This is a genomic window from Ruegeria sp. CF8, assembly GCF_056537285.1.
On the sequence record NZ_JBQFRG010000007.1, the window covers coordinates 173,127 to 195,304 of the forward strand.

Genomic DNA, 22,178 nt, shown 5'->3' on the forward strand with positions numbered 1-22,178 from the left:
GCCGCAGATCAGGGTGTGAGAATCCAGTTGCCATTGCCGTCGTTGCACCGGCGCGTTCTGATCTCGCGGCTCTGATCTCCGCCTTCCGGCTGAACGACGTGCTGAAGGCTAACGCAGTTACCCTGCACATTTTGCACCCGGATCGTGCCTTTCGATCCGGTATCGTCGTTTTTCCAGGCCCGTTCTTGACCCACAGATGGCGTACCACTGGTCAGCATCGTGTTCGCGGTTGCGTTGACCACTTCGAAATCCGCAGGCGACAAGCCCATTTCAGCAATGATTCGCGATAGTGGCTTGGCGTCTGCCAAACCAGTCATGAAAAGAACACCAAAAGCGGCGATTGCGGGCAAAAACTGGGCTTTCATAGCGGCCTCACAGAACTGAAATCATTTGTGTCCAAGGATATACCTCTGCCGCAGCAGGGCCAAGCCCCAGACGTCGACCTTCAAATTATCCCGAACAAACCTATCGCGCGGGTGGACCTATCTGCGCCCGGTCTTTGCGCCCATAGTGCCTGTCAAACGACCCCGAGGCTCATGATGACCAACCCAACTTATTTCGCTCCGACCGGGGGCCATCCCGGTCAGGACCAACTGTTGACCGACCGCGCCATGTTCACAAACGCTTATGCGGTCATCCCCAAAGGCACGATGCGTGACATCGTCACCAGTTCCCTGCCGTTCTGGGAAGGCACGCGCCTGTGGGTTCTGTCGCGCCCGCTCAGTGGTTTCGCCGAGACATTCTCGCAATACATCATGGAGGTACAACCCGGCGGTGGCAGCGACCAGCCTGAAACCGAAGCGCAGGCCCAGGCCGTTCTTTTTGTGGTCGAGGGGGCTGTCAACTTAACCCTGAATGCCAAAAAACATGTATTGGAAACAGGGGGCTATGCCTATATTCCACCGGGAAGCGACTGGACATTGCACAACACGAGCGATGCGGTGGCACGCTTCCATTGGGTCCGCAAAGCCTATCATGCAGTACCCGGGCTGCCTTTGCCTGATCCGATCATAACCAACGAGCGTGACGTGACACCGGTTGAAATGCCCGGAACACAGGGCCGCTGGTCCACCACGCGGTTTGCCGATCCTCAGGACCTGCGCCATGACATGCATGTGAACATCGTCAATTTCGAACCCGGCGGGGTCATCCCGTTTGCCGAGACCCATGTGATGGAGCACGGGCTCTATGTGCTGGAAGGCAAAGCCGTCTATCGCCTCAATCAGGACTGGGTCGAGGTCGAAGCGGGCGACTATATGTGGCTGCGCGCCTTCTGCCCGCAAGCCTGTTATGCGGGTGGTCCGGGGCGGTTCCGGTATCTGCTGTATAAGGACGTCAACCGGCACATGCCGTTGTCTTTGCCTTAGGGTAAACAGGTGGCTCGCAAAGGTGTGCCGTGAATTTGTGGCTGCGGGGCTTCACACACGCGCCGGAATTTGCTGAAATCCAAGCAAATTCTGATTTTGAGCATTGGAGATTGTTCCATGAAACTGCGCCCTGCCCTGCTGGCCATTGCCGCAATCGCCGCATCTGCGACCCTTTTCACCTCGCCCCTTTCCGCCAAGGAAGAGACTAAATCCGTGTTCGTCATGAGCCGCACCTGGGCGGTGACCCAAGTCTCGGACGCGCCGGTTGTGTACCGCGCCACGCGTGACAACAACAATCTCAACCCGTTTGGCCCCCCACCACGTTTGCGCACCCTTCAGGCCATCGCCGCCATTCAGCAGGCAACCGGATGCAAACCCATTGTGGCCAGTATGTATCAGAACATCTCGGGTCAGTTCTTCTCGCAGGTCAGCTGCAACTGACAGTAGGTCAGTTAGGGCATTGAGGTCGCCCGAACGGCCTGCCATAGCTTGCGCATGAAACTCGCGATTAACGGATTCGGCCGCATCGGCCGTACGATCCTGCGGCAGGTTCTGGCCTTGCCGGAGGGGTCAGATATCGAGCTGGTGCTGATTAATGACATCGCACCGCTGGAAACTTGCGCCTACCTGTTCAAATACGACAGCACGTTCGGCCCATACCCGGGCGATGTGTCCGAAGGGGATGCCGCGCTGATTGTGGATGGGCGGACGATTCCCATGACCCACAGTGCCGACCTGACCCGCGTTGATCTGTCGGGTGTCGACGTGATGCTGGACTGCACGGGCATTGCCCGCAGCTCTGACGTTGCGCGTCGCGGTCTGACCGCGGGCGCGGGTAAAGTGCTGATATCTGGACCTTCGCCTGCAGCGGATGTGACTGTTGTTCTGGGCGCAAACGAGGATCAATTGGGCAGCGCGAGGATCGTGTCCAACGCCTCGTGCACCACCAACGGGCTGGCACCGCTGGTCAAGATGATCGACGACATCGCAGGCATTGCCTCTGGCCACATGACCACCATCCACTGCTACACCAATAGCCAACCGATGGTGGACGCGCCGCGGGGCGACCTCGCCCGATCGCGGGCCGGTGCGCTGTCAATGGTCCCCACGACGTCAAGCGCCATGCATCTGATCGATGTGGTCCTGCCGCATCTGGCCGGGCGCATTTCCGGTGCGGCGGTCCGTGTACCGACGGCCAGCGTTTCCGCCGTGGACCTAATCGTGACACTTGAGCGGGGCCTCAGCATAAGTGCTTTTGACCAAGCGCTGAAAAAGGCTGTTTCGGCCTCGCCCGTGCTTGGCTGGACAGATTTGCCGCTGGTCTCGTCCGACCTGCGCGCCCGTCCGGAATCCTTGGTCATTGCCGGGCCGGAAACCCGCATGGTCGGGGAAAACCAGGTTCGGATCTTCGGCTGGTACGACAATGAATGGGGCTTTTCGGCCCGGATGCTGGACGTCGCCCGACTGATGGCGACGGAGTAGCCGGATCGCGGCCCAAAAGAATGGCACGTGATCCGGCAAGGAACGGGTTACTTGTGCCCAGGCAGGCTGCCTGCACCATGCCCGGACATCCCACCAGATACTTCTTCTGTGGCTTCGTCAGTCAGTTCTTCCGGCAGGATGAGGTTGAGTACGATCGCAATAACCGCCGCCGGCAGAAGGCCACTTTTCATCAGGATACCCAGTGTATCCGGCAAGTGCTGAACCGCGTCAGGTTCAAGCTGCAACCCAAATCCTATGGACAGAGAGATCGCAAAGATCACCATGTTGCGCCTGTTCCAGTCTACATCTGACAGCATCGAAATACCCGCAGCCACGACCATCCCGAACATGACAATGACGCCTCCGCCCAACACCTCAATCGGAATGGTCCGAATAATTGCACCGACCTTGGGAACCAACCCGCACAGGATCAGGAACAAGGCACCAATGGTCACGACATGGCGACTCATCACGCCTGTCATCGCGATCAGACCGACATTCTGACTGAAGGACGTGTTGGGCAAGCCACCAAACACGCCAGCCAGTGCCGAACCGAAACCGTCAGCATAGGTTGCACCAGCAATCTCTTCATCCGTTGCCTCACGCCCTGCGCCCCCCTTGGTCACACCCGAAACGTCACCCACCGTTTCGATGGCCGACACAAAGGCCATGAGGCAGAAACCAATCACGGCCGCAAATGAGAATTCAAACCCGTATTTGAACGGAACAGGCAGAGCAAACGCCGAAGCGCGACCCCAGCTTGTACCAATCGCTTCAAAGGTCACCATCCCGACCATCAATGCATAAAGGTATCCAACCGCCAGACCAATCAGGACAGCTGAAACTGAAAGCATGCTCCTGGCGAAGAATTTCAACGCAAGCGTTACAACAACAACGACCATCGCTGCTGACCAGTTCAGCATTGACCCGTACTCTGGCGTACCGATTGCCGGAACCCCTCCGGCAGCGTACTGGATGCCAACCTTGACCAACGCCAGACCGATCATCGTGACCACAAGACCGGTCACCAGCGGCGGCAGAGCGAAGCGTATCTTACCGATGACAGCCCCCAGACAGGCATGGAACACACCGCCGATGATCACGCCCCCGAACAAAGCTGCCAACCCGTCGACCCCTTTACCCGCCACAAGCGGGATCATAATTGGCAGAAAGGCGAAACTTGTCCCCTGAACAATCGGCAACGCAGCCCCAACCGGACCCAGAGTGACCGTCTGCAACAATGTAGCCACGCCAGCGAACAGCATCGACATCTGGATCAAGTACAAAAGCTCTGGGAAATCGGGCGAGTTCGAACCAAACCCAAACCCAGCTGCGCCTGCGACAATGATTGCAGGTGTCACGTTTGAGACAAACATCGCCAGAACGTGCTGAATACCCAGTGGAATCGCCTTGTGTAGCGCGGGTGTAAAATTCGGATCCCGAAGTTGTTCGGGTGTTCCAATTGAAGTTTCGGCCATGGGCACTGTCCTCTCAGTCAGAGTTCACGGGGGTATTGCCGCTTATCCCGCGGCTTCGTTGGGTTTCGGCACCACCTCGTAAGGTGTGTCGAACCAGTGTTCTTCCAGATTTGATCCGGTGCCGATCCTGTCCACCACCGCGAACAGACCTGGGCCATGTAGAGGTGTCAGAACGCCATGCCACGTACCGCGGTGGTAATTCACCATCTGGCCCGGCTTGGTTATGAACGCGCGCGGAACGCCGGGTTCCCCGGCATTGTCGGCAGCGACGATCACCAGAAAGGACTGATGCGTCATGGGAATGAATGCCTGACTGCCATCTGGATGGCGCTCGACCATCTCAAGCGTGTAGGGCAGCGCACGGGGGTTGGCGTTGAACAGGCTCAGCCCGGCCCAGCCATCAGAGAAATCCAACTGCGCGCGGTCGTGAAACCGCCCGCATTGCCCTTGATTGATAATCTTGTCGGGCGGGCCAGACGCCTCAATCAAATCGCCAAAAGGGGCAAAAGCGTCTGCCGAGATTATTTCTGTTACGATCTGCCGGGTCATGCGGGCAACACATCCCGCAATCGAAACTCGGCGATCCGTTCAACCTGACGGCAGGCTTCGGCAAATTCCGTTGCGCGATCCTGTTCAATACGTCGCTGGAAGGCTTCTAGGATCGACGCCTTGTTATGGTCCCGTACCGCAATGATAAAGGGAAACCCGAAGGTCTGCGTATAGCGTTGGTTCAGATCGGTAAACGCATCTCGCTCGGCATCGGTCAGCGCGTCCAACCCGGCCGAGGCTTGCTCTGACGTGCTTTCCTGTGTCAGCCGTTTGGCCTGCGCCAGCTTGCCCGCCAGATCCGGATGTGCGGTCAGAACGCCCAGGCGCTCGTCTTCTGAAGCCGAGCGGAACATGCGCGTCAGCGCGTTGTGCAACCCACCAGCAGTGTCATGTGCCGGGCCCAGCTCCAGATCAAAGGCGCGTTCAGCAATCCAGGCCGAATGCTCAAAGATGCCGCCAAATGCCTCGACGAAGTTCTTGCGGTCCATCTGTGACGGACGCACGCGATGCACCGGCGGATGGGTGGTTGCCCAGTGCTGCGCGATTTGCAAACGCGTGGCGAACCAGACGTCGGAAAAGCCCCGCGCGTAATCCAGAAACCGTTTCAGCGCCATCACACGCCCAGGACGGCCAATCAGGCGGCAGTGCAAACCGATCGAGAGCATCTTGGGAACGCCGGCCTCGCCTTCAGCATACAGCGCGTCGAAACTGTCTTTTAAGTACGAGAAAAACTGATCGCCCGAATTGAACCCTTGCGGGGTGGCAAAACGCATGTCGTTGCAATCCAGCGTGTAAGGCACGATCAACTGATCCCGCCCTCCGGTCTGCATCCAATAAGGAAGATCGTCCGCATAGGTGTCGGCGACATAGGCAAACCCGCCCTCTTCCGCGACCAAACGCACCGTGTTTTCGGAACAGCGCCCCGTATACCAGCCGCGTGGACGCTCACCGACAACTTCTGTGTGCAGACATATGGCCTCGGCGATTTGTGCGCGTTCTTCTTCCGGGGCCATATCCTTGTGTTCGACCCATTTGAGGCCGTGGCTGGCAATTTCCCAACCAGCGGATTTCATCGCCGACACCTGATCGGGCGAACGCGCCAGGGATGTGGCCACGCCATAAACCGTGATCGGAAGATCCTTCATCAGCCGATGCAAACGCCAAAAACCGGCGCGTGCGCCATATTCATAGATCGACTCCATATTCCAATGCCGCTGACCCGGCCACTGCGCGGCTCCCACGATCTCGGACAAAAACGCCTCGGACGCGTAATCGCCGTGCAGAACGCAGTTCTCGCCGCCTTCCTCGTAGTTCAACACAATCTGAACGGCCAACTTGGCCCCGCCCGGCCATTTCGCCTGCGGAGGGTGTGCTCCGTATCCGATCATGTCCCGGGGGTAACGCGGCGGCTGCATGGTATGGTCCATTTCTATTTCTGTTTCCACCAGACTTACCTCAGAACACAGCCTTTGATTATCAAATCAATCCGAACGCTGTTTCCGGTTCTTTCGGCATTTCAACTGTTTCGGACTTTGCGCCAGACTGTCAAAAATCAAAAGGCACATGATAGGAGAGACCGGTGGCAGGCTATTTGACAACCCATGTTCTGGATACGGCACGTGGTTGCCCCGCCGAGGGGCTGAAAATCGCGCTTTACGGCGTGTCTGGCAACTCTCATCGTAAGCTGGTTGAGATGGTAACCAACGCGGATGGCCGCACCGACAGCCCAATAATGCCGCAGGACGCATTTAAAACCGGCACCTACGAACTGATCTTCTTTGCAGGGGATTACCTGCGTGCGACAGGTCAGGACGGAGACGATCCCTTGTTTCTGGATCAGGTTCCTATCCGGTTCGGCATGTCCGATGCAGAGGCACATTACCATGTCCCGCTTCTGCTTTCGCCCTACGGCTATTCGACCTATCGCGGGAGTTGATTGAGAGCCAGGAGTCTTAGGCGGGTAGCTCAGCACTTCGAACGATTTTTCCGATCCTTTCGATCATGAAGTCCATGAACAGGCGCGCCTTCGGATCTTGATGTCGCCGGTGCGTGTAAAGACATGCCATCTGCACTGGAACCGGTGGAGTTGCGGTTGCAACCGGAACAAGACGCCCGGATTTCAAGTGTTCGGCGACCTCAAAAACGGGTTTCATTGCAATCCCTTGCCCTGACAAAGCCCAATCCGTCAACACGTCTCCGTCATCACATTCGAACCGACCCGACACCGCAAAACGTTTCGGTCCCTCGGGGGTTTCCAGCATCCATTGAAACTCAGCCGCTCCCGGAAAGCGCAGGTTCAGGCATTCATGTTTGTCGGCGACCAGATCAGCCCCGGTTGTTGGCATTCCACGACGCGACACGTAGTCGGGGGCGGCACAAAGCACCCGCTGACAATCTGCGATCTTACGGATGCGCAGGGTGCTGTCTTCGGGTTGGCCGATAAAGAACGCCAAATCCAGCCCTTCGGTTGTCAGGTCGACAGACCGGTCCGTCAGGCGCAAGCGCACGTCTACTTCTGGGTACGCAGCCAGAAAATCAGGAACATGCGGCGCCAGCAGACGGCGACCCACCCCCAGCGGCGCCGCCGCAAACAATGATCCACGTGGGGCTTCGGTCAGATGGGTCACCTTAGCCTCGGCATCATCCACCGCGTCCAGAACCGCTACCGCACCGGGATAAAACGCTTTGCCTTGCTCGGTCGGAGACAGATTGCGGGTCGTACGCTGAAAAAGGCGTACGCCTAAGTGATCCTCAAGCTGAGAAATCCGCGCCGAAGTCACAGCCGGAGAAATCCTCAGGTCTCGCCCTGCGGCGGACATGCTGCCCAGATCGTAGACCCTGACAAAGGTGCGGATATTATCGAGATAGGACATCTTTTCGTTTTTTTTGATACAGTTTGACAATATACGGGAATACCGAAGAAAAGCCTGTTTGCCTAGTGTGGTGGCAACCAATCGGAGACCTCTGAAATGTACGACTTTGCCGTGTTCTGGGACTGGATGGCGTTTGCCGTGCGCTGGTTGCACGTGATCACCGCCATGGCCTGGATCGGATCCTCATTTTATTTCATCGCGCTCGACCTGGGTCTGAACCGCAATATTCCGGGTCCGGCAGATGGCGAGGAATGGCAAGTGCATGGCGGCGGCTTTTACCATATCCAAAAGTATCTGGTGGCCCCCGAACGGATGCCCGATCACCTCACCTGGTTCAAATGGGAAAGCTATGCGACCTGGCTGAGCGGTGCGGCGCTGCTGATGATCGTCTACTGGGTCGGTGGAGAGTTGTATCTGATCGATGCGGAAAAGGCCGATCTGGCGCTATGGCAAGGCATTCTGATCTCGGCTGCTTCGCTGACCGTTGGATGGCTGGTCTATGATTTTCTGTGCAAATCAGGGCTTGGGGAACGCCCAACCTTGCTGATGGTCCTGTTGTTTGTGCTGCTGGTGGCCATGGGTTGGGGGTACAATCAGATCTTCACCGGGCGCGCGATGATGCTGCATCTGGGCGCGTTTACGGCCACGATCATGACGGCAAACGTGTTCTTCATCATCATGCCCAATCAACGCATTGTGGTGGATGATCTGAAAAACGGGCGCACGCCGGATCCAAAATACGGCAAAATCGCCAAGCTGCGCTCGACCCACAACAACTACCTGACGTTGCCCGTCCTGTTCCTGATGCTGTCGAACCATTACCCGCTGGCTTTTGCGACGGAATACAACTGGATCATCGCTGCGCTGGTTTTCCTGATGGGCGTGACCATCCGGCACTATTTCAACACCCGCCATGCCCGGGCTGGCAATCCCACCTGGACGTGGCTGGCCACCGCACTGCTGTTCATTGCCATTATGTGGCTGTCGACGGCCCCCATGTACCAGCCGCTGGAAGAGGCAGAGGCACAGCCGCTAACTCCATATGAACAGAAATTTGCTGATGCGGACGGGTTCGAAGACGCCCATGACATTGTTCTTGGGCGTTGTTCAATGTGCCACGCGCGCGAGCCGGTCTGGGAGGGCATTCTCTGGGCCCCGAAAGGTGTGCTTTTGGAAACCGAGGCCGATATCGCCCGAAACGCGCAGCAAATCTATTTGCAGGCTGGTGTGACGCACGCGATGCCTCCGGCAAACGTAACCTATATGGAACCTGAAGACCGTCAGGCCATCATCCGATGGGTGCGCAACGCCGGACTGTAGCACAAACGCAATTTGCCCTAAATTTTCGCGTTTGGCGCATAATATCTTTCCCAGATCGCATTCAGATGCTCTAACCTGAATGCAAAGGACCGTGGCAAACGCGGTGTATGATATTTGGAACTGGGACATTTGGGGCAATTCATGCAAGGGAGCAAGCCGCAAGGCCGTCTGAGGCGCTGGCTGAGTATCGCTGTTGTGGCGTTGGCTCCAAACGTGTCACTGGCATTGGAAACCTCTCTTACAGCACCGGGAGCGTCCAAAGAACTGGTGGAGCGCCTGAAAGAGACGTCATCCGTAACCACCGCCGAAGAGCGGGGCCTGGATACCCCGCTTGAAATCCTGTCGGCCGCATTGTCGGATTATCGCACGATTGTGCAGATCCTGTATGACGAGGGGTATTTCAGCCCGGTCGTCAGCATCAAACTCGACGGTCAGGAAGCTGCGGAAATGAGTTCGCTGACCGTACCTGCAAAGATCGACCGTGCAGCAATTAACATTGAAACCGGGCCCAGCTTTAAGTTCGGCACTGCCACTGTACAGCCTTTGGCCCCTGAAACCGTTCTGCCGGAAGAGTTCGCCACCGGCAAACTGGCAACAACTGGAGCAATTCAACAGGCCACTTCAGCCGGCGTACAAGGGTGGCGGGATGCAGGCCACGCCAAGGCTGGGGTCGCGGGGCAGAAAGTGATCGCGCGGCATTCTCAGGCACAATTGGACGCTCAGGTCACATTGGAACCCGGGCGCAGGCTGACATTCGGCCAGATGTTCATCAAGGGCGACACGGATGTGCGTCACAGGTCCATCGAAAAGATTGCTGGTTTCCCAAGTGGAGAGGTTTATTCGCCTGAAAAGATTCAAAAAGTCGGAACACGACTGCGCCGCACCGGCACGTTCAACGTCGTTTCACTGCAAGAGCGTGAGACACCAAATCCAGATGGCACATTAGATTTTGATGCCACTTTCGAAGACCTGCCTAAACGTCGGTTAACCTTTGGTGTTGAGCTCGCCTCGCGCGATGGTGTTGACGTCACAGCGACATGGACCCATCGCAATGTCTTCAAACGCGCCGAACGCTTACGCTTTGAAGCCGCGATACGCAACATCGGCGGGGCCGAGGACATCGACGGCCGGATCGGGTTGCGTTTGGATCAACCGGACCGCCTTGGCCCGGACGACAACACTTTCTGGAGCGCGTTGCTGGAACGGCGCAACACTGAAAACTACAACGTGTCGGTTGCGTCACTGGCCTACGGTGCGCGCCGCACCTTCTCGGACAACCTCTATGCCGAAGCGTCCGCCGGTTTTCAGTGGTCGGACGCCGATGATGCATATGGAAGCGGTCGCAAGTTCAGGTATTTCATCGTGCCTTTCCGTTCGGAGTGGGATCAACGCGACAGCAAAGTCAGCGCCACGCGCGGATTCTATCTGGACTCGAACGTCATGCCCTTTGTCGGAATTTCCGGTACGGATACCGGTATCCGCTTTTTCTTTGATGGGCGGGCCTATACCAGCCTGGGGACAGGTGGTAGGATCGTTCTGGCTGGGCGCGCTCAGCTTGGGTCAGTCATCGGTCCTCCGGCGGATGGCGTCACGCCTGACTTTCTTTTCTTCTCAGGTGGTGCTGGAACCGTTCGCGGGCAACCTTATGAAAGCCTGGGCATCCCGGTCGGAACGGGTATTGCAGGTGGCAAGTCGTTTATCGGCTTGTCAGGCGAAATCCGCGGCAAGGTCACCGATAGCCTGTCACTGGTCGGGTTTTATGACTACGGTGTTGTCGACACGTCCTCGTTCATCGGCAGCGGTGCCGTAGATCACGCCGGCGCGGGTATCGGGGTAAGATACGATCTGGGCGGATTTGGCCCTTTAAGGTTTGATCTGGCCTATCCTGTGAGCGGTTCCACCGGAAATGGCCTGCAGTTCTACATCGGGATCGGACAGGCGTTTTGAGACGGTTTCTTTCATACCCTTTGCTGATCGGCACTCTGCTGCTTGCACCAATGGCCGGGCAAGCGCAGGAGGACGAAGGCGGCAGCATGATCGAACGGTTCCTGCAAGATACGCTGTCAGGTGACGATCAAAATGTAACCGTCACGGGCCTTCAAGGCGCGCTGAGTTCACGGGCCACCATCGCCGAGATTACGGTTGCCGACGATGAAGGGGTCTGGCTGACCATCAAGGATGCGGTGCTGGACTGGAACCGTCTGGCATTGATCCGTGGCCGGTTTTCTGTAAACGCCCTGACCGCACAAGAGATTGATATCGCCCGCACCCCGGGCACCACCACCAAAGATACGCCGCCCCCAGCAGCCGAAACGCAAGCCTTTCAACTGCCCGAACTTCCCGTTTCCATTGAAATCGGTGAAATCCGCATCAGCGAACTGGCCTTGGGCGAGCCGCTGATCGGCGTTGCGGCAGAGCTCGCCGTGAACGGAAACCTCTCACTGGCGGATGGCACGCTGGATACAAATCTCGACATCACACGCCTGGACCGCGCCGGGGATGAAATCAAGCTAAGCGCGGGGTTTCAGAACGCCGACAGTCAAATCGATCTTGACCTTCAGGTAATCGAAGCAGCGGGCGGTCTGATATCTACAGCTCTCAAAATACCGGATAGCCCACCCATTAGGCTCACCGCAAAAGGGTCCGGGCCGGTAAGCGACTTCACGGCTGATATAGGTCTCAGCAGCGACGGCCAGCCACGCGTGACCGGGCAGGTTCGCTTGCGCTCGGCCCCGACTGCTGCGGCAAGCGCCGACGAAGGCATTGCCTTTACAGCCGATCTTGGCGGGGATTTGACGCCCTTTGTCGCTGAAAACATGGATACGTTTTTTGGCACAAAGACACAGTTATTTGTGGACGGACGAACCGAACCGGATGGCGCACTAAACATCAGTGATCTTGAACTGACCTCTCAAGCGCTGAACCTCAAGGGTGAGCTGCAACTGGCCGCCGGTGGTCAGCTGCAACTGGCCGCTTTGCAGGGGCGGATCACACCGCCCGAAGGTCAGAACGTGGTATTGCCGGTTTCTGGCGGCGACACGTCCATCGAAGCGGCGCAGATTTCCGCGTTGTTTGACGAGAAAAACGGCAATCTGTGGGACCTGAGCCTCACCGCCAACGGAATAAAGACGCCGCAGATCGATTTGCAGCGTGCGCAAATCTCGGCACAGGGGACGCTGGAACAAGGGACGGCCCTGCAATTGGATGGCGATCTTCAGGCTGCTCTGGACGGCATCGACCTGGCCGATGATGCGCTGAACGCAGCCGTCGGCGACCGCGTCACGCTGGATGGTGTGTTCGCCTATGGTAATGATCAGACGGTAAATCTGTCTGGCGTGGAGCTGGTTGGTTCTGATTATGAACTGGGCCTGGACGCGGTGATCAGCGGCCTGTCCACCGGTCTGGCGGTAGATGGCACCGCCACTTTGCAGGCGACGGACTTGTCGCGGTTTTCCGACCTTACGCAGATGGATCTTGGGGGCCAGGCGTCTGCACGGCTTGTGGGGCAAGGGTCCCCGCTGGAAGGCAGCTTTGACGGCATGCTTGAGATCGAAGGGAATGACCTGTCCACAGGGCGCGATGACATCGACCCGGTCATTCGCGGCAACACCACAATCACCGTGGACGCTAAGCGGGGCGCAGATGGCGTGACGATCCGGGACTTCACACTGATCGGAGACACCCTGCGCGCACAGGCTGATGGCACAGTAACCACGCCCGGCGGCAATCTGACGATTGACGGGCAGGCTACGGTCAATGCACAGGACTTGTCCATCTTCTCGGGCCTTGCAAATCGCGAGCTTGGCGGTGCCATACAGGCACAGCTAAACGGTATGGGCGCGGTTCAGACGCTGGAATTCGATGGTACTGCCAGCGTGATGAGCCGGGATATCAGAACCGGCATGTCCGAAATCGACCCACTGGTTTCGGGTCGGACCGAGATCACGTTTGACGGTGCGCTCAGTCAGGATCAAATTGTGATCCGCGACGCTCAGGTGAACGGGACCGCTTTGACGGCGCAAGTCGCCGCCACAATCGATGACCCGACTGGTGCCCTGGCAGTGGACGGGGAAGCCAGCCTGAATGTCCCGAACCTGTCTCTGTTCTCAGGCCTTGCCAAGCGCGATCTGGCCGGGTCGGTCAAAACGCAAGTTTCGGGCAATGGTGCGGTGGGCAGCAAGAGCTTTGATGTGGATGGCAATCTGGATGCGAATGATATCCAGACTGGAATCGACGCGGTCGACAAACTGATCCAAGGCCGCACCACCTTGACCGTGGATGCGCAGAATGGCGATGACGGGCTCGACATTCGCAGTTTCCGGTTGAAGGGAACCGCCCTTTCAGCGGAGGCATCGGGGAAACTCGACCGGGAGGCCGGAGGTCTGAACTTTACGGCTGCCCTGGACGATTTGGGCCGACTGTCTGAAACTCTGACAGGGCCATTGAAACTGGATGGAAACGTCGCGCCCACAAGCGCGGGCTTCGAGGGCACAGCCAATTTGCAGGGGCCGGACAGCTCTTATGCCAAATTCACGGGCTCTGTAGACACGAACGGCGCAGCCGACTTGGACTTCGATGCGAAATTCAACCGTATTGAGCGGTTCGTCCCAGAATTCCCAGGCACCATCGCAGCGACGGGCAATGCAAAGCGGGACAATGGGCTTTGGACGATCGACGCCAAAGCAGAAGGGCCCGCTGATATCACCAGCACCGTTGCCGGAACCTTCGACGAAACCAGCACCAAAGCTGATCTGACCGCGCAAGGTGGCATCAACCTTGGGATTGCAAATATCTTTATTACACCCAACAAGATCGACGGGTCAGCACGTTTCAATCTTGCACTGAAAGGAGCACCTGCGCTCGCGTCGCTCAGCGGATCTGTCACAACCTCTGGCACGTCTCTTGCCATTCCCGAAGCAGGCCAAACGATCACAGGTATCAGCGGTCAGATCGACCTGGCGCAAAGCCGAGCAACCATCAACCTCAGCGGTGGAGTGCGGGCGGGTGGTGGGTTCACTGTTTCTGGGCCTGTTGATCTCACGCCTCCGTTCAACGCCCAGATTACGACTGCGTTGAACAGCCTCGTGCTGACGGACCAGCTGCTCTATGAAACCACCATGAACGGTCAGATCGCAATGACCGGGGCACTGGCCGGAAACAGTTCATTGGCTGGCCAAATCACGTTCGACGAAACCAACATCAATCTCGCGGCCGCTTCCGGCGCGGTGGGCGCAGCCCCGATCCCCGAGATTGAGCATGTCAATGAAAGCCGCCCCGCCTTTGTCACCCGAGAACGCGCGGGGTTGGTCGTCACTGAAGAGGCAAGTCAAAGCGATTCCAGAATTGCGCTGGACATCAGCCTGTTGGCCCCCAAGGCCGTGTTTGTCCGGGGACGGGGTGTAAACGCGGAACTGGGAGGTCGAATCTTCATCGGCGGCACCACCGCTGCCGTGGTCCCATCAGGCCAGATCGAACTGATCAGGGGTAATTTCGACATTCTCGGCCGAAGGCTGGCCCTGACGAAAGGCATCGTTACCCTGCAAGGCGACCTGACGCCTTATATCGAATTCGAGTCTTCGGCCAGTACCTCGGACGGCACTGCGACGATTGAAATTGCAGGGCCTTTGGATTCGCCCGAGGTCGATGTGTTTTCAGACCCCGAACGCCCTGCTGAAGAGGCATTGGCAATGCTCCTGTTCGGGAACCGTTTCTCAGAGATTTCACCCTTCCTCATTGCGCAGATGGCCGCATCGCTGGCTCAACTCAGCGGCGCGGGCGGTGATGTCACCAAGGGCCTGCGGGACTCTACCGGCGTGGATACAATCGACGTCGGCGCTTCGGAAAGTGGCGCGGGTCGGTTGGGGGCTGGCGCCTATCTGGGTGAGAACTTGTACACCGACTTTACCGTCAACACCGAAGGCGATACCGAGGTGAACCTGAACCTGGATGTGACCGACAACTTCACAGTCAAGGGCACGGTTGATGGCCGCGGCGAAACCGGCATCGGTGTGTTCTTCGAACGCGATTACTAAAGCGTCATTTGCGGCGAATACCAATCGGCTGCCCTATCTGGGGCGCGGGCGGCAAAGACGCGTGATCCGACACCATCCGTGCCAACCGAGTGACCGCCCAATCCGGATAGGGTTCGGACCGACCTGTTCTGTGGCTGACATTCATGAAAAGCACTTCTTGCGTGGCACACACAGTCTGGTCGGGGGCCGAGATCATCTGACCGAAATAATGCCCCCGTTTGTGATCCGCATCCAACAATTGAAACTGGAAATAGATCGTCATGTCGTCGGTCACCTCGCGCAGGAACTGCATGTGGGATTGCAGAACATACGGCCCCTGCCCCAACGCCTGAACCTGAGGCTCGCCAAGACCCAGATGATCGACAAGCAACCGTTCAAAAGCCATATCGAACGCGACGCCATAATACCCCACGTTCATATGCCCGTTGTAATCGATCCAGTCTGGGTGCAGCGCAAACTCGTGAATTTCAACGGGCACGTCGTACGGACCATCATGGCCACCTAATGGCTGTGTATTTTGTGACATGGCTGCAGCGTCCTCATTCATCCGGATCTTCGAATATAGCGACGGCGCGGATGAACCCGGCCGAGGCACCTTTGATCTTGAATGGGAAACAGGAAATCTCAAACCCCGTCGGCGGAAGCGTTTCCAGATTGGTCAGCTTTTCCATGTGGCAATACCCGATCTCCATCGAGGCGCGGTGCCCTTCCCAGATGATCGAGGGGTCTTTGGTTTCCGCATACTCCTGCGCGGTCAGCGAGAAGGGTGCATCCCAACTCCAGGCATCTGTTCCGGTCACCCGAACCCCGCGTTCGGTCAGGTACAGGGTCGCCTCGCGCCCCATACCACACCCCTTCATCAGATAGTCGGGCTGGCCGTACTGCGTCCCTGCTGACGTATTGACCACCACGATATCCAACGGTTTCAGCGTATGACCGATCCGCTTCAACTCGGCTTCGACATCAGCTGCGGTAACCACATAGCCATCCTCGAAATGACGAAAATCCAGTTTGACACCGGGGTTCATGCACCATTCCAACGGGACTTCATCAATGGTGATCGCCCGCTCGCCTCTGTTCATTGTGGAATGGTGATGGAATGGCGCGTCCAGATGGGTGCCGTTGTGGGTCGCAATCTGCAAACGTTCCAGCGCCCAGCCCTCGCCACCCGGCAACTCTTCCTTCGACAGGCCGGGGAAAAACGCCATGACCTGCTCGGCGGTCTGGTCATGGGTCAGGTATTCGATCTCGGGCAGCATGATCGGCGGGTCCGATACAATGCCGGTTTCCAGCGGAACGGACAGGTCCACAAAACGCCGCGCCATAGCATTCTCCGTTTTTGATCGTTGGCACAGGGTTGGCCGCGCGTAAGCTTCTGTCAAGACGCGAAAAAGGCGGCCCGCTAAGGCCGCCTTTTCGAAAGAGTGAGTGGCGCAGAGGTTATTCCGCTGCGATGGCGTCTTCGATCTTTTCGACCTTGATCGCCGAGAATTTGAACTCGGGGATCTTGCCATAGGGGTCGATGGCCGAATTGGTCAGCATGTTCGCCGCAGCCTCGACATAGGCAAACGGAATGAACACCATGTCTTCGGCAATCGCCCGGTCGGCACGCACCATGATCTCGATGGACCCGCGACGGGTGGTCAGGCGGATCATCTCGCCCGGCTCGATACCCATCAGCTTGAGCGTACGCGGGTTCATCGAACAGTTTGCTTCCGGCTCTACGGCATCCAGAACAGTGGCACGGCGGGTCATAGAACCTGTATGCCAATGTTCAAGCTGACGGCCAGTGGTCGCGATCATCGGATACTCTTCATCCGGGGCTTCATCCGGCGGGATGATGCTGGCCGGAGTGAACTTCGCCTTGCCGTCGGCCCGCGGGAAGCCGTCGCCAAACACGATGGACTGGCCCGGGTCAGTTTCGCTGAGCGACGGGTAAGTGATCGTCTCGGTTTCCAGACGTTCCCACGTGATGTTGTTCAGCGACTCCATGGTCAGCTTCATCTCGGCAAAGACCTGAGACACATCGGTGTAATCCCAGTTCAGTCCGATGCGCTGCGCCAACTCGACCGTGATCGCCCAATCCTCACGCGCCTCACCCGGAGGGGCCACGGCAGGACGCACCCGCTGGACCTGACGGTTGGTGTTCGACACCGTGCCGTTCTTTTCATAGAGCGCCGAGGCAGGGAGGATGATATCGGCATAGTTCGCCGTTTCTGTCAGGAAGATGTCCTGCACGATCATCAGGTCCAGCTTGGCCAGCGCTTCACGGGCGTGATTTACATCCGGGTCGGACATGGCCGGGTTTTCGCCCAGAATGTACATACCCTTGATGTTGCGCGCATAAATCTGGTCGATGATCTCGGTAACCGTCAGGCCCTTCTCGTTCGAGAAATCGTCCGAGCCCCAGACCTCGGTGAACTGCGCCCGGATGTTGTCATCCGTAACCGTTTTATAATCTGGCAAGAACATCGGGATCAGGCCCGCATCCGAGGCACCTTGAACGTTGTTCTGGCCGCGCAGCGGGTGCAGACCCGCGCCGGGCTTACCAACGTTTCCTGTCATCAGCGCCAGGCTGATCAGGCAGCGCGAGTTGTCGGTGCCGTGGATATGCTGGCTGACGCCCATGCCCCAGAAGATCAGACCAGCCTTGGCCTGCGCAAAGGTGCGGGCCACGCGGCGCAACTGTTCGGGTTCGATACCGCAGATCGGTGCCATTGCCTCGGGCGTAAACTGGCGCAGATGTTCTTTCTCTGCCTCCCAGTTCTCGGTCCAGCGGTGGATGTACTGGCTGTCGTAGAGTTCCTCTTCAACAATCACGTTCATGATCGCGTTGAGCATCGAGACATCAGCACCCGGGCGGAATTGCAGCATCTCATCCGCGAACTTACGCATGCCGACCCCGCGCGGGTCCATCACGATCAGCTTGCCACCGCGCTTGGTGAACTGCTTGAAATAGGTCGCCGCAACGGGGTGGTTTTCAATCGGGTTGGCCCCGATGATGATTGCCACATCCGCGTTTTCGATCTCGTTGAAGGTCGCAGTCACAGCGCCCGAACCAACGTTCTCGATCAGGGCTGCAACGGACGACGCATGGCACAGACGGGTGCAGTGGTCGACGTTGTTGTGCTTGAATCCCTGACGGATGAACTTCTGAAACAGATAGGCTTCTTCGTTGGTGCACTTGGCCGAGCCAAAGCCCGCAACGCTGCGCGGATCTTCGTCGCGCAGGGCCTTCAGCTTGGTGGCAGCCAGATCCATCGCCTCTTCCCACGTTGCTTCGCGGAAATGGGTCGACAGGTCCGATGGATCGACGTTCAGACCCTTTTCAGGGGCGTCTTCGCGCCGGATCAACGGCTTGGTCAGGCGGTGCGGGTGGTGGATGTAGTCAAAGCCAAAGCGGCCTTTGACACACAGACGGCCTTCGTTTGCGGGGCCATTGATACCCTCGACATACTTGACCTTGCCGTCTTTGACCTTCAGCGAAACCTTACAGCCGACACCACAGAACGGGCAGACGCTTTCGGTTTCGCTATCATAGTCCTTGCTGTCGCCCAATTGCTGATCGTCCAGCACGGTGGCAGGCATCAGCGCACCGGTCGGGCAGGCCTGAACACATTCACCACAGGCCACGCAAGTCGATGCGCCCATTGGGTCGTTCTGATCGAACACCACCTGCGCAGTGTGGCCGCGACCGGCCATGCCGATCACGTCATTCACCTGCACGTCTCGGCAGGCCCGGACACAGAGGTTGCAGTTGATGCAAGCGTCCAGATTGACGCGCATCGCCACGTGGCTGTCATCCAGCAGCGGGATTTTATCGGCCTCTTTCGCAGGAAATCGGCTGTCGCTGACATCGTTCAGCTTGGCCATGTCCCAGAAATGGCTTGAGGCATCATGCGGTTGCTCGGGCTGGTCGGCCACCAGCAGCTCCATGACCATCGCACGGGATTTCTCGGCCCGGTCAGTGTCGGTCTTAACCACCATCCCTTCAGCCGCCGGACGGATGCATGAGGCGACCAGAGTGCGCTCGCCTTCAACCTCGACCATACAGGCACGGCAGTTACCGTCGGGTTTGTAGCCGGGTGCCGGTTTGTGGCACAGGTGCGGGATCACCAGTCCACGGCCATTGGCCGCTTCCCAGATCGTGGTGCCTTCGGGCACGGTAACGTCATCGCCGTTCAGGTTGAAGGTGACGGTCTTGGTTGGGCTTGCGTCAAGCATGGCTCTGTCTCCCTCAGATTTCGTCAGCGAAATGTTTCATGACCAGGCGGATCGGGTTCGGGGCCGCCTGCCCCAGACCGCAGATCGAGGCATCGCCCATCACCTGACACAGATCTTCCAGCAGGTCGGTGTCCCATTTGTCGGCTTGCATCAGCTTCACCGCCTTTTCACAGCCTGCACGGCAAGGCGTACACTGACCGCAGCTTTCATCCTCGAAGAACCGCAGCATGTTCAGCGCCGCGTCGCGGGCGGTGTCCTGATCGGACAGAACCACCACAGCGGCAGAGCCGATAAAGGTGCCATGCGGTTGCAGCGTGTCAAAATCTAACGGTATGTCATCCATCGACGCAGGCAACAGGCCCGAAGACGGACCGCCCGGCTGATACGCCTTGAAGCTCTGGCCCTCGGCCATGCCCCCGGCGGCTTCGATCACGTCCAGAATGGTCGAGCCTGCGGGCAGCAGGTAGACCCCCGGCTTCGCCACCCGGCCCGAGACCGAATAGCTGCGCAGGCCCTTGCGGCCATTCTTTTCGGTGCTGTTGAGGCATTCCGGCCCTTCACGGCACACTTTGGTGACCCAATAGAGCGTCTCGACATTGTGCACCAAGGTCGGGCGATTAAAGACCCCAACCTGCGCCACGAACGGAGGACGGTGACGCGGCAGGCCCTTCTTGCCCTCAATCGACTCGATCATCGCAGATTCTTCGCCGCAGATGTAAGCACCAGCACCCCGGCGCAGGTCGATATAGCCTTCTTCGACGATACCCGCCTGTTCCAAGGCAGCGATCTCGCGGCGCAGAATTTCCAGCACTGCCGGGTATTCGTCGCGCATGTAGATGAAGCAGGTCTCAGCCTCGACCGCCCATGCAGCGATCAGCATCCCTTCGAGGAAGACATGCGGCGTACGTTCCAGATAGTAGCGGTCTTTGAATGTGCCGGGTTCGCCCTCATCGCCGTTCACGGCCAGATAACGCGGGCCTTCGTTCATGCGAACAAAGCCCCATTTCTTGCCGGACGGGAAACCAGCGCCGCCCAGACCGCGCAGGCCCGAGGACAGTACGTCTTCTTGCACCTTTTCCCAATCGCCGCCCTCACGCAGCTCTTTCAGCTTGGCGTAGCCGCCGTTGGCCTCGTAAGCAGCAAAGGCTTCATAATCGGGCAGATGAGCGTGGGTATCACCCGCAGCAATCGCGGCCTGCACCTTTTCGGGGGTCGCATGGTCGATGTGGTTGTGACCGATCTCAAGCACCGGAGCGGTGTCGCAGCGGCCCATGCAGGGCGCGCGAACGACACGCACTTGTGAAGCATCCAAGCCGTCTTCCAGCGCTTTCTGCAACTGCTGGGCACCAGCCATCTCGCAGGACAGGGAATCACAGACCCGGATGGTCAGCGCGGGCGGAGGCGTTTCATCTTCTTTCACCACATCGAAATGGGCATAGAAGGTGGCAGTCTCGTAAATCTCAGCCTGACCAACCCGCATCTCAACCGCCAACGCGGCGATGTGGTCAGCGCTGATATGGCCGTGTGCGTCCTGAATCAAATGTAGGAATTCGATCAGCAGATCGCGGCGGCGCGGGCGGTCGCCCAGTAGGCGATGAATTTCTGCCTGTGCTTCATCCGTGAATTGACGGCCTTTGGGCGTGTGCCGCCCCTTGCCTTTACCTGACTTCCAGACGCCCTTGGGTGCGCCTGATGGCTTGGTATCTAATGGTGCCATGATGCCCTCCGATTGAGGCTCCGTGTCTCATCAGATTAGCATATCGTCAAATCGCATATTGAAATGGCACGATAACGACAGCTTATCACCGTAAAGACGTCACAACAGCACGCAAAGCTTGAACTGTAGGCAATTCCGGGTCGCGGGAAAGCGTCGCCAGACAAATCGGTTTACTGACAACGGGATCAACCAGCGGCAACACCTTAGTTCCTTTCAAATCACCCAGTGCCCGTACCAGTACCCGAGGCACAACCGTGGCAGCGAGCCCCTCTCGGGCCATGACCATCGACGCGGTGAAGCCGCTGGTTTCCGCAACAACGTCAGGGTGCAGCCCCTGATCTTCAAACACATGGTCCAGAATTCGGCGGTTTTGCATCTGCGGCTCAAGCAGGCTGAGTGGAAAATCCGCCACACGTGCCCAGGGGATCGGTCCGGTCTCGTCGGTCATATGCGACGGCACAAGCAGAACATATGTTTCTTCGTACAAAGGCTGCACCTGGCGCAGATCGGTACCAATGCTGTCGCCATACGTGATACCTGCATCCAGACTGCCTTCGTCCAGGCGGTGCTGAATCGAGGTGGCAGACATGGTCTCAATCCGCGTCACGATCCGAGGATGCGCCATCCGCAAGCGTTTGATCAGGCGACCGGTAAAGGCAATGGCTGTGGGAATTACCCCGAGTATCAACGTCCCGGTGATCTCACCTTTGGCGGCCAACACCTGCTGTTCAAGCGCTTTGGTGTCATCGAGTATACGCCGCGCGCGTTGGACGATCATCTCACCCTCTTCGGTCAACCCCTGAAACCGATTGGCGCGCCGGACGATAGACACCCCCAAACGGTCCTCAAGGTTACGAATACGCATTGAGAACGCAGGCTGCGAAATTCCGCATTCCTCGGCCGCTTTGGCAAAGTGGCGATGCCGCGCGAGGGCGCTGAGCAGTTGCAGGTCGCGGATTTCGATCATCTGGCGTTTCTCGGTTGGCGGGCTAAGGAACTATACTAACGAGGTTTTTAGTGCGAAGGAACGTGTGATCTAACTGGTATTTCCGTGTTGTGTGAGCATTCAAGGCTATGTGCCGACGAACGGGCTTACTGAGTTGACACCTGAGGTCAGAGAAGCAGACGAAGTAGCT

17 protein-coding genes are annotated in these 22,178 nt (G+C 58.0%); 7 read left to right on the top strand and 10 right to left on the bottom strand.

Features of this window, described 5'->3' with window-relative positions; translation table 11 throughout:
* Nucleotides 1-8 precede the first annotated feature (8 nt).
* Nucleotides 9-365, bottom strand: a complete 357-nt coding sequence (locus tag ACR0EV_RS16765) for a hypothetical protein (protein ID WP_480801126.1) — start codon at nucleotides 363-365, stop codon at nucleotides 9-11.
* 174 nt (nucleotides 366-539) lie between these two features.
* Here ACR0EV_RS16765 and ACR0EV_RS16770 point away from each other — a divergent pair, with 174 nt between their 5' ends.
* The 3 genes from ACR0EV_RS16770 to ACR0EV_RS16780 all read left to right on the top strand — a co-directional run bounded on the left by ACR0EV_RS16770 (nucleotide 540) and on the right by ACR0EV_RS16780 (nucleotide 2,849).
* Nucleotides 540-1,367 (top strand): bifunctional allantoicase/(S)-ureidoglycine aminohydrolase, encoded by an 828-nt coding sequence (locus tag ACR0EV_RS16770; protein WP_480801127.1) that lies wholly within the window; start codon nucleotides 540-542, stop codon nucleotides 1,365-1,367.
* A 117-nt stretch (nucleotides 1,368-1,484) separates the two neighbouring features.
* On the top strand, nucleotides 1,485-1,808 hold the full coding sequence (locus tag ACR0EV_RS16775; RefSeq protein WP_480801128.1) for a hypothetical protein: 324 nt from the start codon (nucleotides 1,485-1,487) through the stop codon (nucleotides 1,806-1,808).
* A gap of 54 nt (nucleotides 1,809-1,862) precedes the next feature.
* Complete coding sequence (locus ACR0EV_RS16780) at nucleotides 1,863-2,849, top strand: type I glyceraldehyde-3-phosphate dehydrogenase (protein ID WP_480801129.1); 987 nt, start codon at nucleotides 1,863-1,865, stop codon at nucleotides 2,847-2,849.
* 47 nt (nucleotides 2,850-2,896) lie between these two features.
* Here ACR0EV_RS16780 and ACR0EV_RS16785 read toward each other — a convergent pair whose 3' ends face one another.
* Genes ACR0EV_RS16785 through puuE form a run of 3 tightly spaced genes read right to left on the bottom strand, consistent with a single transcriptional unit; the run spans nucleotide 2,897 to nucleotide 6,291 of the window.
* Entirely contained in the window at nucleotides 2,897-4,327 is a 1,431-nt protein-coding gene (locus ACR0EV_RS16785) for a uracil-xanthine permease family protein (RefSeq protein ID WP_480801130.1), read from the bottom strand.
* 42 nt (nucleotides 4,328-4,369) lie between these two features.
* Complete coding sequence (locus tag ACR0EV_RS16790) at nucleotides 4,370-4,876, bottom strand: ureidoglycolate lyase (RefSeq protein ID WP_480801131.1); 507 nt, start codon at nucleotides 4,874-4,876, stop codon at nucleotides 4,370-4,372.
* Nucleotides 4,873-6,291 (bottom strand): allantoinase PuuE, encoded by a 1,419-nt coding sequence (puuE, locus tag ACR0EV_RS16795; protein ID WP_480801229.1) that lies wholly within the window; start codon nucleotides 6,289-6,291, stop codon nucleotides 4,873-4,875. Before puuE ends, ACR0EV_RS16790 begins: the two co-directional genes overlap by 4 nt.
* Nucleotides 6,292-6,455: 164 nt before the next feature.
* On the opposite strand from puuE, the gene uraH reads away from it, so the two are divergent.
* Complete coding sequence (gene uraH / locus ACR0EV_RS16800) at nucleotides 6,456-6,812, top strand: hydroxyisourate hydrolase (protein ID WP_480801132.1); 357 nt, start codon at nucleotides 6,456-6,458, stop codon at nucleotides 6,810-6,812.
* A gap of 16 nt (nucleotides 6,813-6,828) precedes the next feature.
* Here the strand turns inward: uraH and ACR0EV_RS16805 are convergent, their stop codons facing one another.
* Nucleotides 6,829-7,749 (bottom strand): LysR family transcriptional regulator, encoded by a 921-nt coding sequence (locus ACR0EV_RS16805; protein WP_480801133.1) that lies wholly within the window; start codon nucleotides 7,747-7,749, stop codon nucleotides 6,829-6,831.
* A gap of 96 nt (nucleotides 7,750-7,845) precedes the next feature.
* Between ACR0EV_RS16805 and ACR0EV_RS16810 the strand changes: the two genes are divergently transcribed.
* From ACR0EV_RS16810 to ACR0EV_RS16820, 3 genes are all read left to right on the top strand, one after another.
* Nucleotides 7,846-9,069, top strand: coding sequence for a urate hydroxylase PuuD (locus ACR0EV_RS16810; protein WP_480801134.1), 1,224 nt, complete (start codon nucleotides 7,846-7,848; stop codon nucleotides 9,067-9,069).
* A 141-nt stretch (nucleotides 9,070-9,210) separates the two neighbouring features.
* Nucleotides 9,211-11,016, top strand: coding sequence for an autotransporter assembly complex protein TamA (locus ACR0EV_RS16815; protein WP_480801135.1), 1,806 nt, complete (start codon nucleotides 9,211-9,213; stop codon nucleotides 11,014-11,016).
* On the top strand, nucleotides 11,013-15,101 hold the full coding sequence (locus tag ACR0EV_RS16820) for a translocation/assembly module TamB domain-containing protein (protein ID WP_480801136.1): 4,089 nt from the start codon (nucleotides 11,013-11,015) through the stop codon (nucleotides 15,099-15,101). Before ACR0EV_RS16815 ends, ACR0EV_RS16820 begins: the two co-directional genes overlap by 4 nt.
* Nucleotides 15,102-15,105: 4 nt before the next feature.
* Here ACR0EV_RS16820 and ACR0EV_RS16825 read toward each other — a convergent pair whose 3' ends face one another.
* The 5 genes from ACR0EV_RS16825 to ACR0EV_RS16845 form a co-directional block, all read right to left on the bottom strand.
* Nucleotides 15,106-15,627, bottom strand: a complete 522-nt coding sequence (locus ACR0EV_RS16825; protein WP_480801137.1) for a thioesterase family protein — start codon at nucleotides 15,625-15,627, stop codon at nucleotides 15,106-15,108.
* A gap of 13 nt (nucleotides 15,628-15,640) precedes the next feature.
* A complete protein-coding gene (locus tag ACR0EV_RS16830; RefSeq protein WP_480801138.1) occupies nucleotides 15,641-16,426 on the bottom strand; it encodes a cyclase family protein in 786 nt (261 codons plus the stop codon).
* A gap of 115 nt (nucleotides 16,427-16,541) precedes the next feature.
* Nucleotides 16,542-19,325: a formate dehydrogenase subunit alpha gene (gene fdhF / locus ACR0EV_RS16835; protein WP_480801139.1), complete on the bottom strand. Its 2,784-nt coding sequence runs from the start codon at nucleotides 19,323-19,325 to the stop codon at nucleotides 16,542-16,544.
* 13 nt (nucleotides 19,326-19,338) lie between these two features.
* Nucleotides 19,339-21,042, bottom strand: coding sequence for an NAD(P)H-dependent oxidoreductase subunit E (locus tag ACR0EV_RS16840; protein ID WP_480801140.1), 1,704 nt, complete (start codon nucleotides 21,040-21,042; stop codon nucleotides 19,339-19,341).
* An 85-nt stretch (nucleotides 21,043-21,127) separates the two neighbouring features.
* Nucleotides 21,128-22,009: a LysR family transcriptional regulator gene (locus ACR0EV_RS16845; protein ID WP_480801141.1), complete on the bottom strand. Its 882-nt coding sequence runs from the start codon at nucleotides 22,007-22,009 to the stop codon at nucleotides 21,128-21,130.
* Between the last annotated feature and the right edge of the window lie 169 nt (nucleotides 22,010-22,178).

Excerpts from the sequence above, each read along its gene's own strand:
- ACR0EV_RS16765 (WP_480801126.1), bottom strand. The coding sequence starts at position 365 with ATGAAAGCCCAGTTTTTGCCCGCAATCGCCGCTTTTGGTGTTCTTTTC.
- ACR0EV_RS16770 (WP_480801127.1), top strand. The coding sequence starts at position 540 with ATGACCAACCCAACTTATTTCGCTCCGACCGGGGGCCATCCCGGTCAG.
- ACR0EV_RS16775 (WP_480801128.1), top strand. The coding sequence starts at position 1,485 with ATGAAACTGCGCCCTGCCCTGCTGGCCATTGCCGCAATCGCCGCATCT.
- ACR0EV_RS16780 (WP_480801129.1), top strand. The coding sequence starts at position 1,863 with ATGAAACTCGCGATTAACGGATTCGGCCGCATCGGCCGTACGATCCTG.
- ACR0EV_RS16785 (WP_480801130.1), bottom strand. The coding sequence starts at position 4,327 with ATGGCCGAAACTTCAATTGGAACACCCGAACAACTTCGGGATCCGAAT.
- ACR0EV_RS16790 (WP_480801131.1), bottom strand. The coding sequence starts at position 4,876 with ATGACCCGGCAGATCGTAACAGAAATAATCTCGGCAGACGCTTTTGCC.
- puuE (WP_480801229.1), bottom strand. The coding sequence starts at position 6,291 with ATGCAGCCGCCGCGTTACCCCCGGGACATGATCGGATACGGAGCACAC.
- ACR0EV_RS16805 (WP_480801133.1), bottom strand. The coding sequence starts at position 7,749 with ATGTCCTATCTCGATAATATCCGCACCTTTGTCAGGGTCTACGATCTG.
- ACR0EV_RS16810 (WP_480801134.1), top strand. The coding sequence starts at position 7,846 with ATGTACGACTTTGCCGTGTTCTGGGACTGGATGGCGTTTGCCGTGCGC.
- ACR0EV_RS16815 (WP_480801135.1), top strand. The coding sequence starts at position 9,211 with ATGCAAGGGAGCAAGCCGCAAGGCCGTCTGAGGCGCTGGCTGAGTATC.
- ACR0EV_RS16825 (WP_480801137.1), bottom strand. The coding sequence starts at position 15,627 with ATGTCACAAAATACACAGCCATTAGGTGGCCATGATGGTCCGTACGAC.
- ACR0EV_RS16830 (WP_480801138.1), bottom strand. The coding sequence starts at position 16,426 with ATGGCGCGGCGTTTTGTGGACCTGTCCGTTCCGCTGGAAACCGGCATT.
- fdhF (WP_480801139.1), bottom strand. The coding sequence starts at position 19,325 with ATGCTTGACGCAAGCCCAACCAAGACCGTCACCTTCAACCTGAACGGC.
- ACR0EV_RS16840 (WP_480801140.1), bottom strand. The coding sequence starts at position 21,042 with ATGGCACCATTAGATACCAAGCCATCAGGCGCACCCAAGGGCGTCTGG.
- ACR0EV_RS16845 (WP_480801141.1), bottom strand. The coding sequence starts at position 22,009 with ATGATCGAAATCCGCGACCTGCAACTGCTCAGCGCCCTCGCGCGGCAT.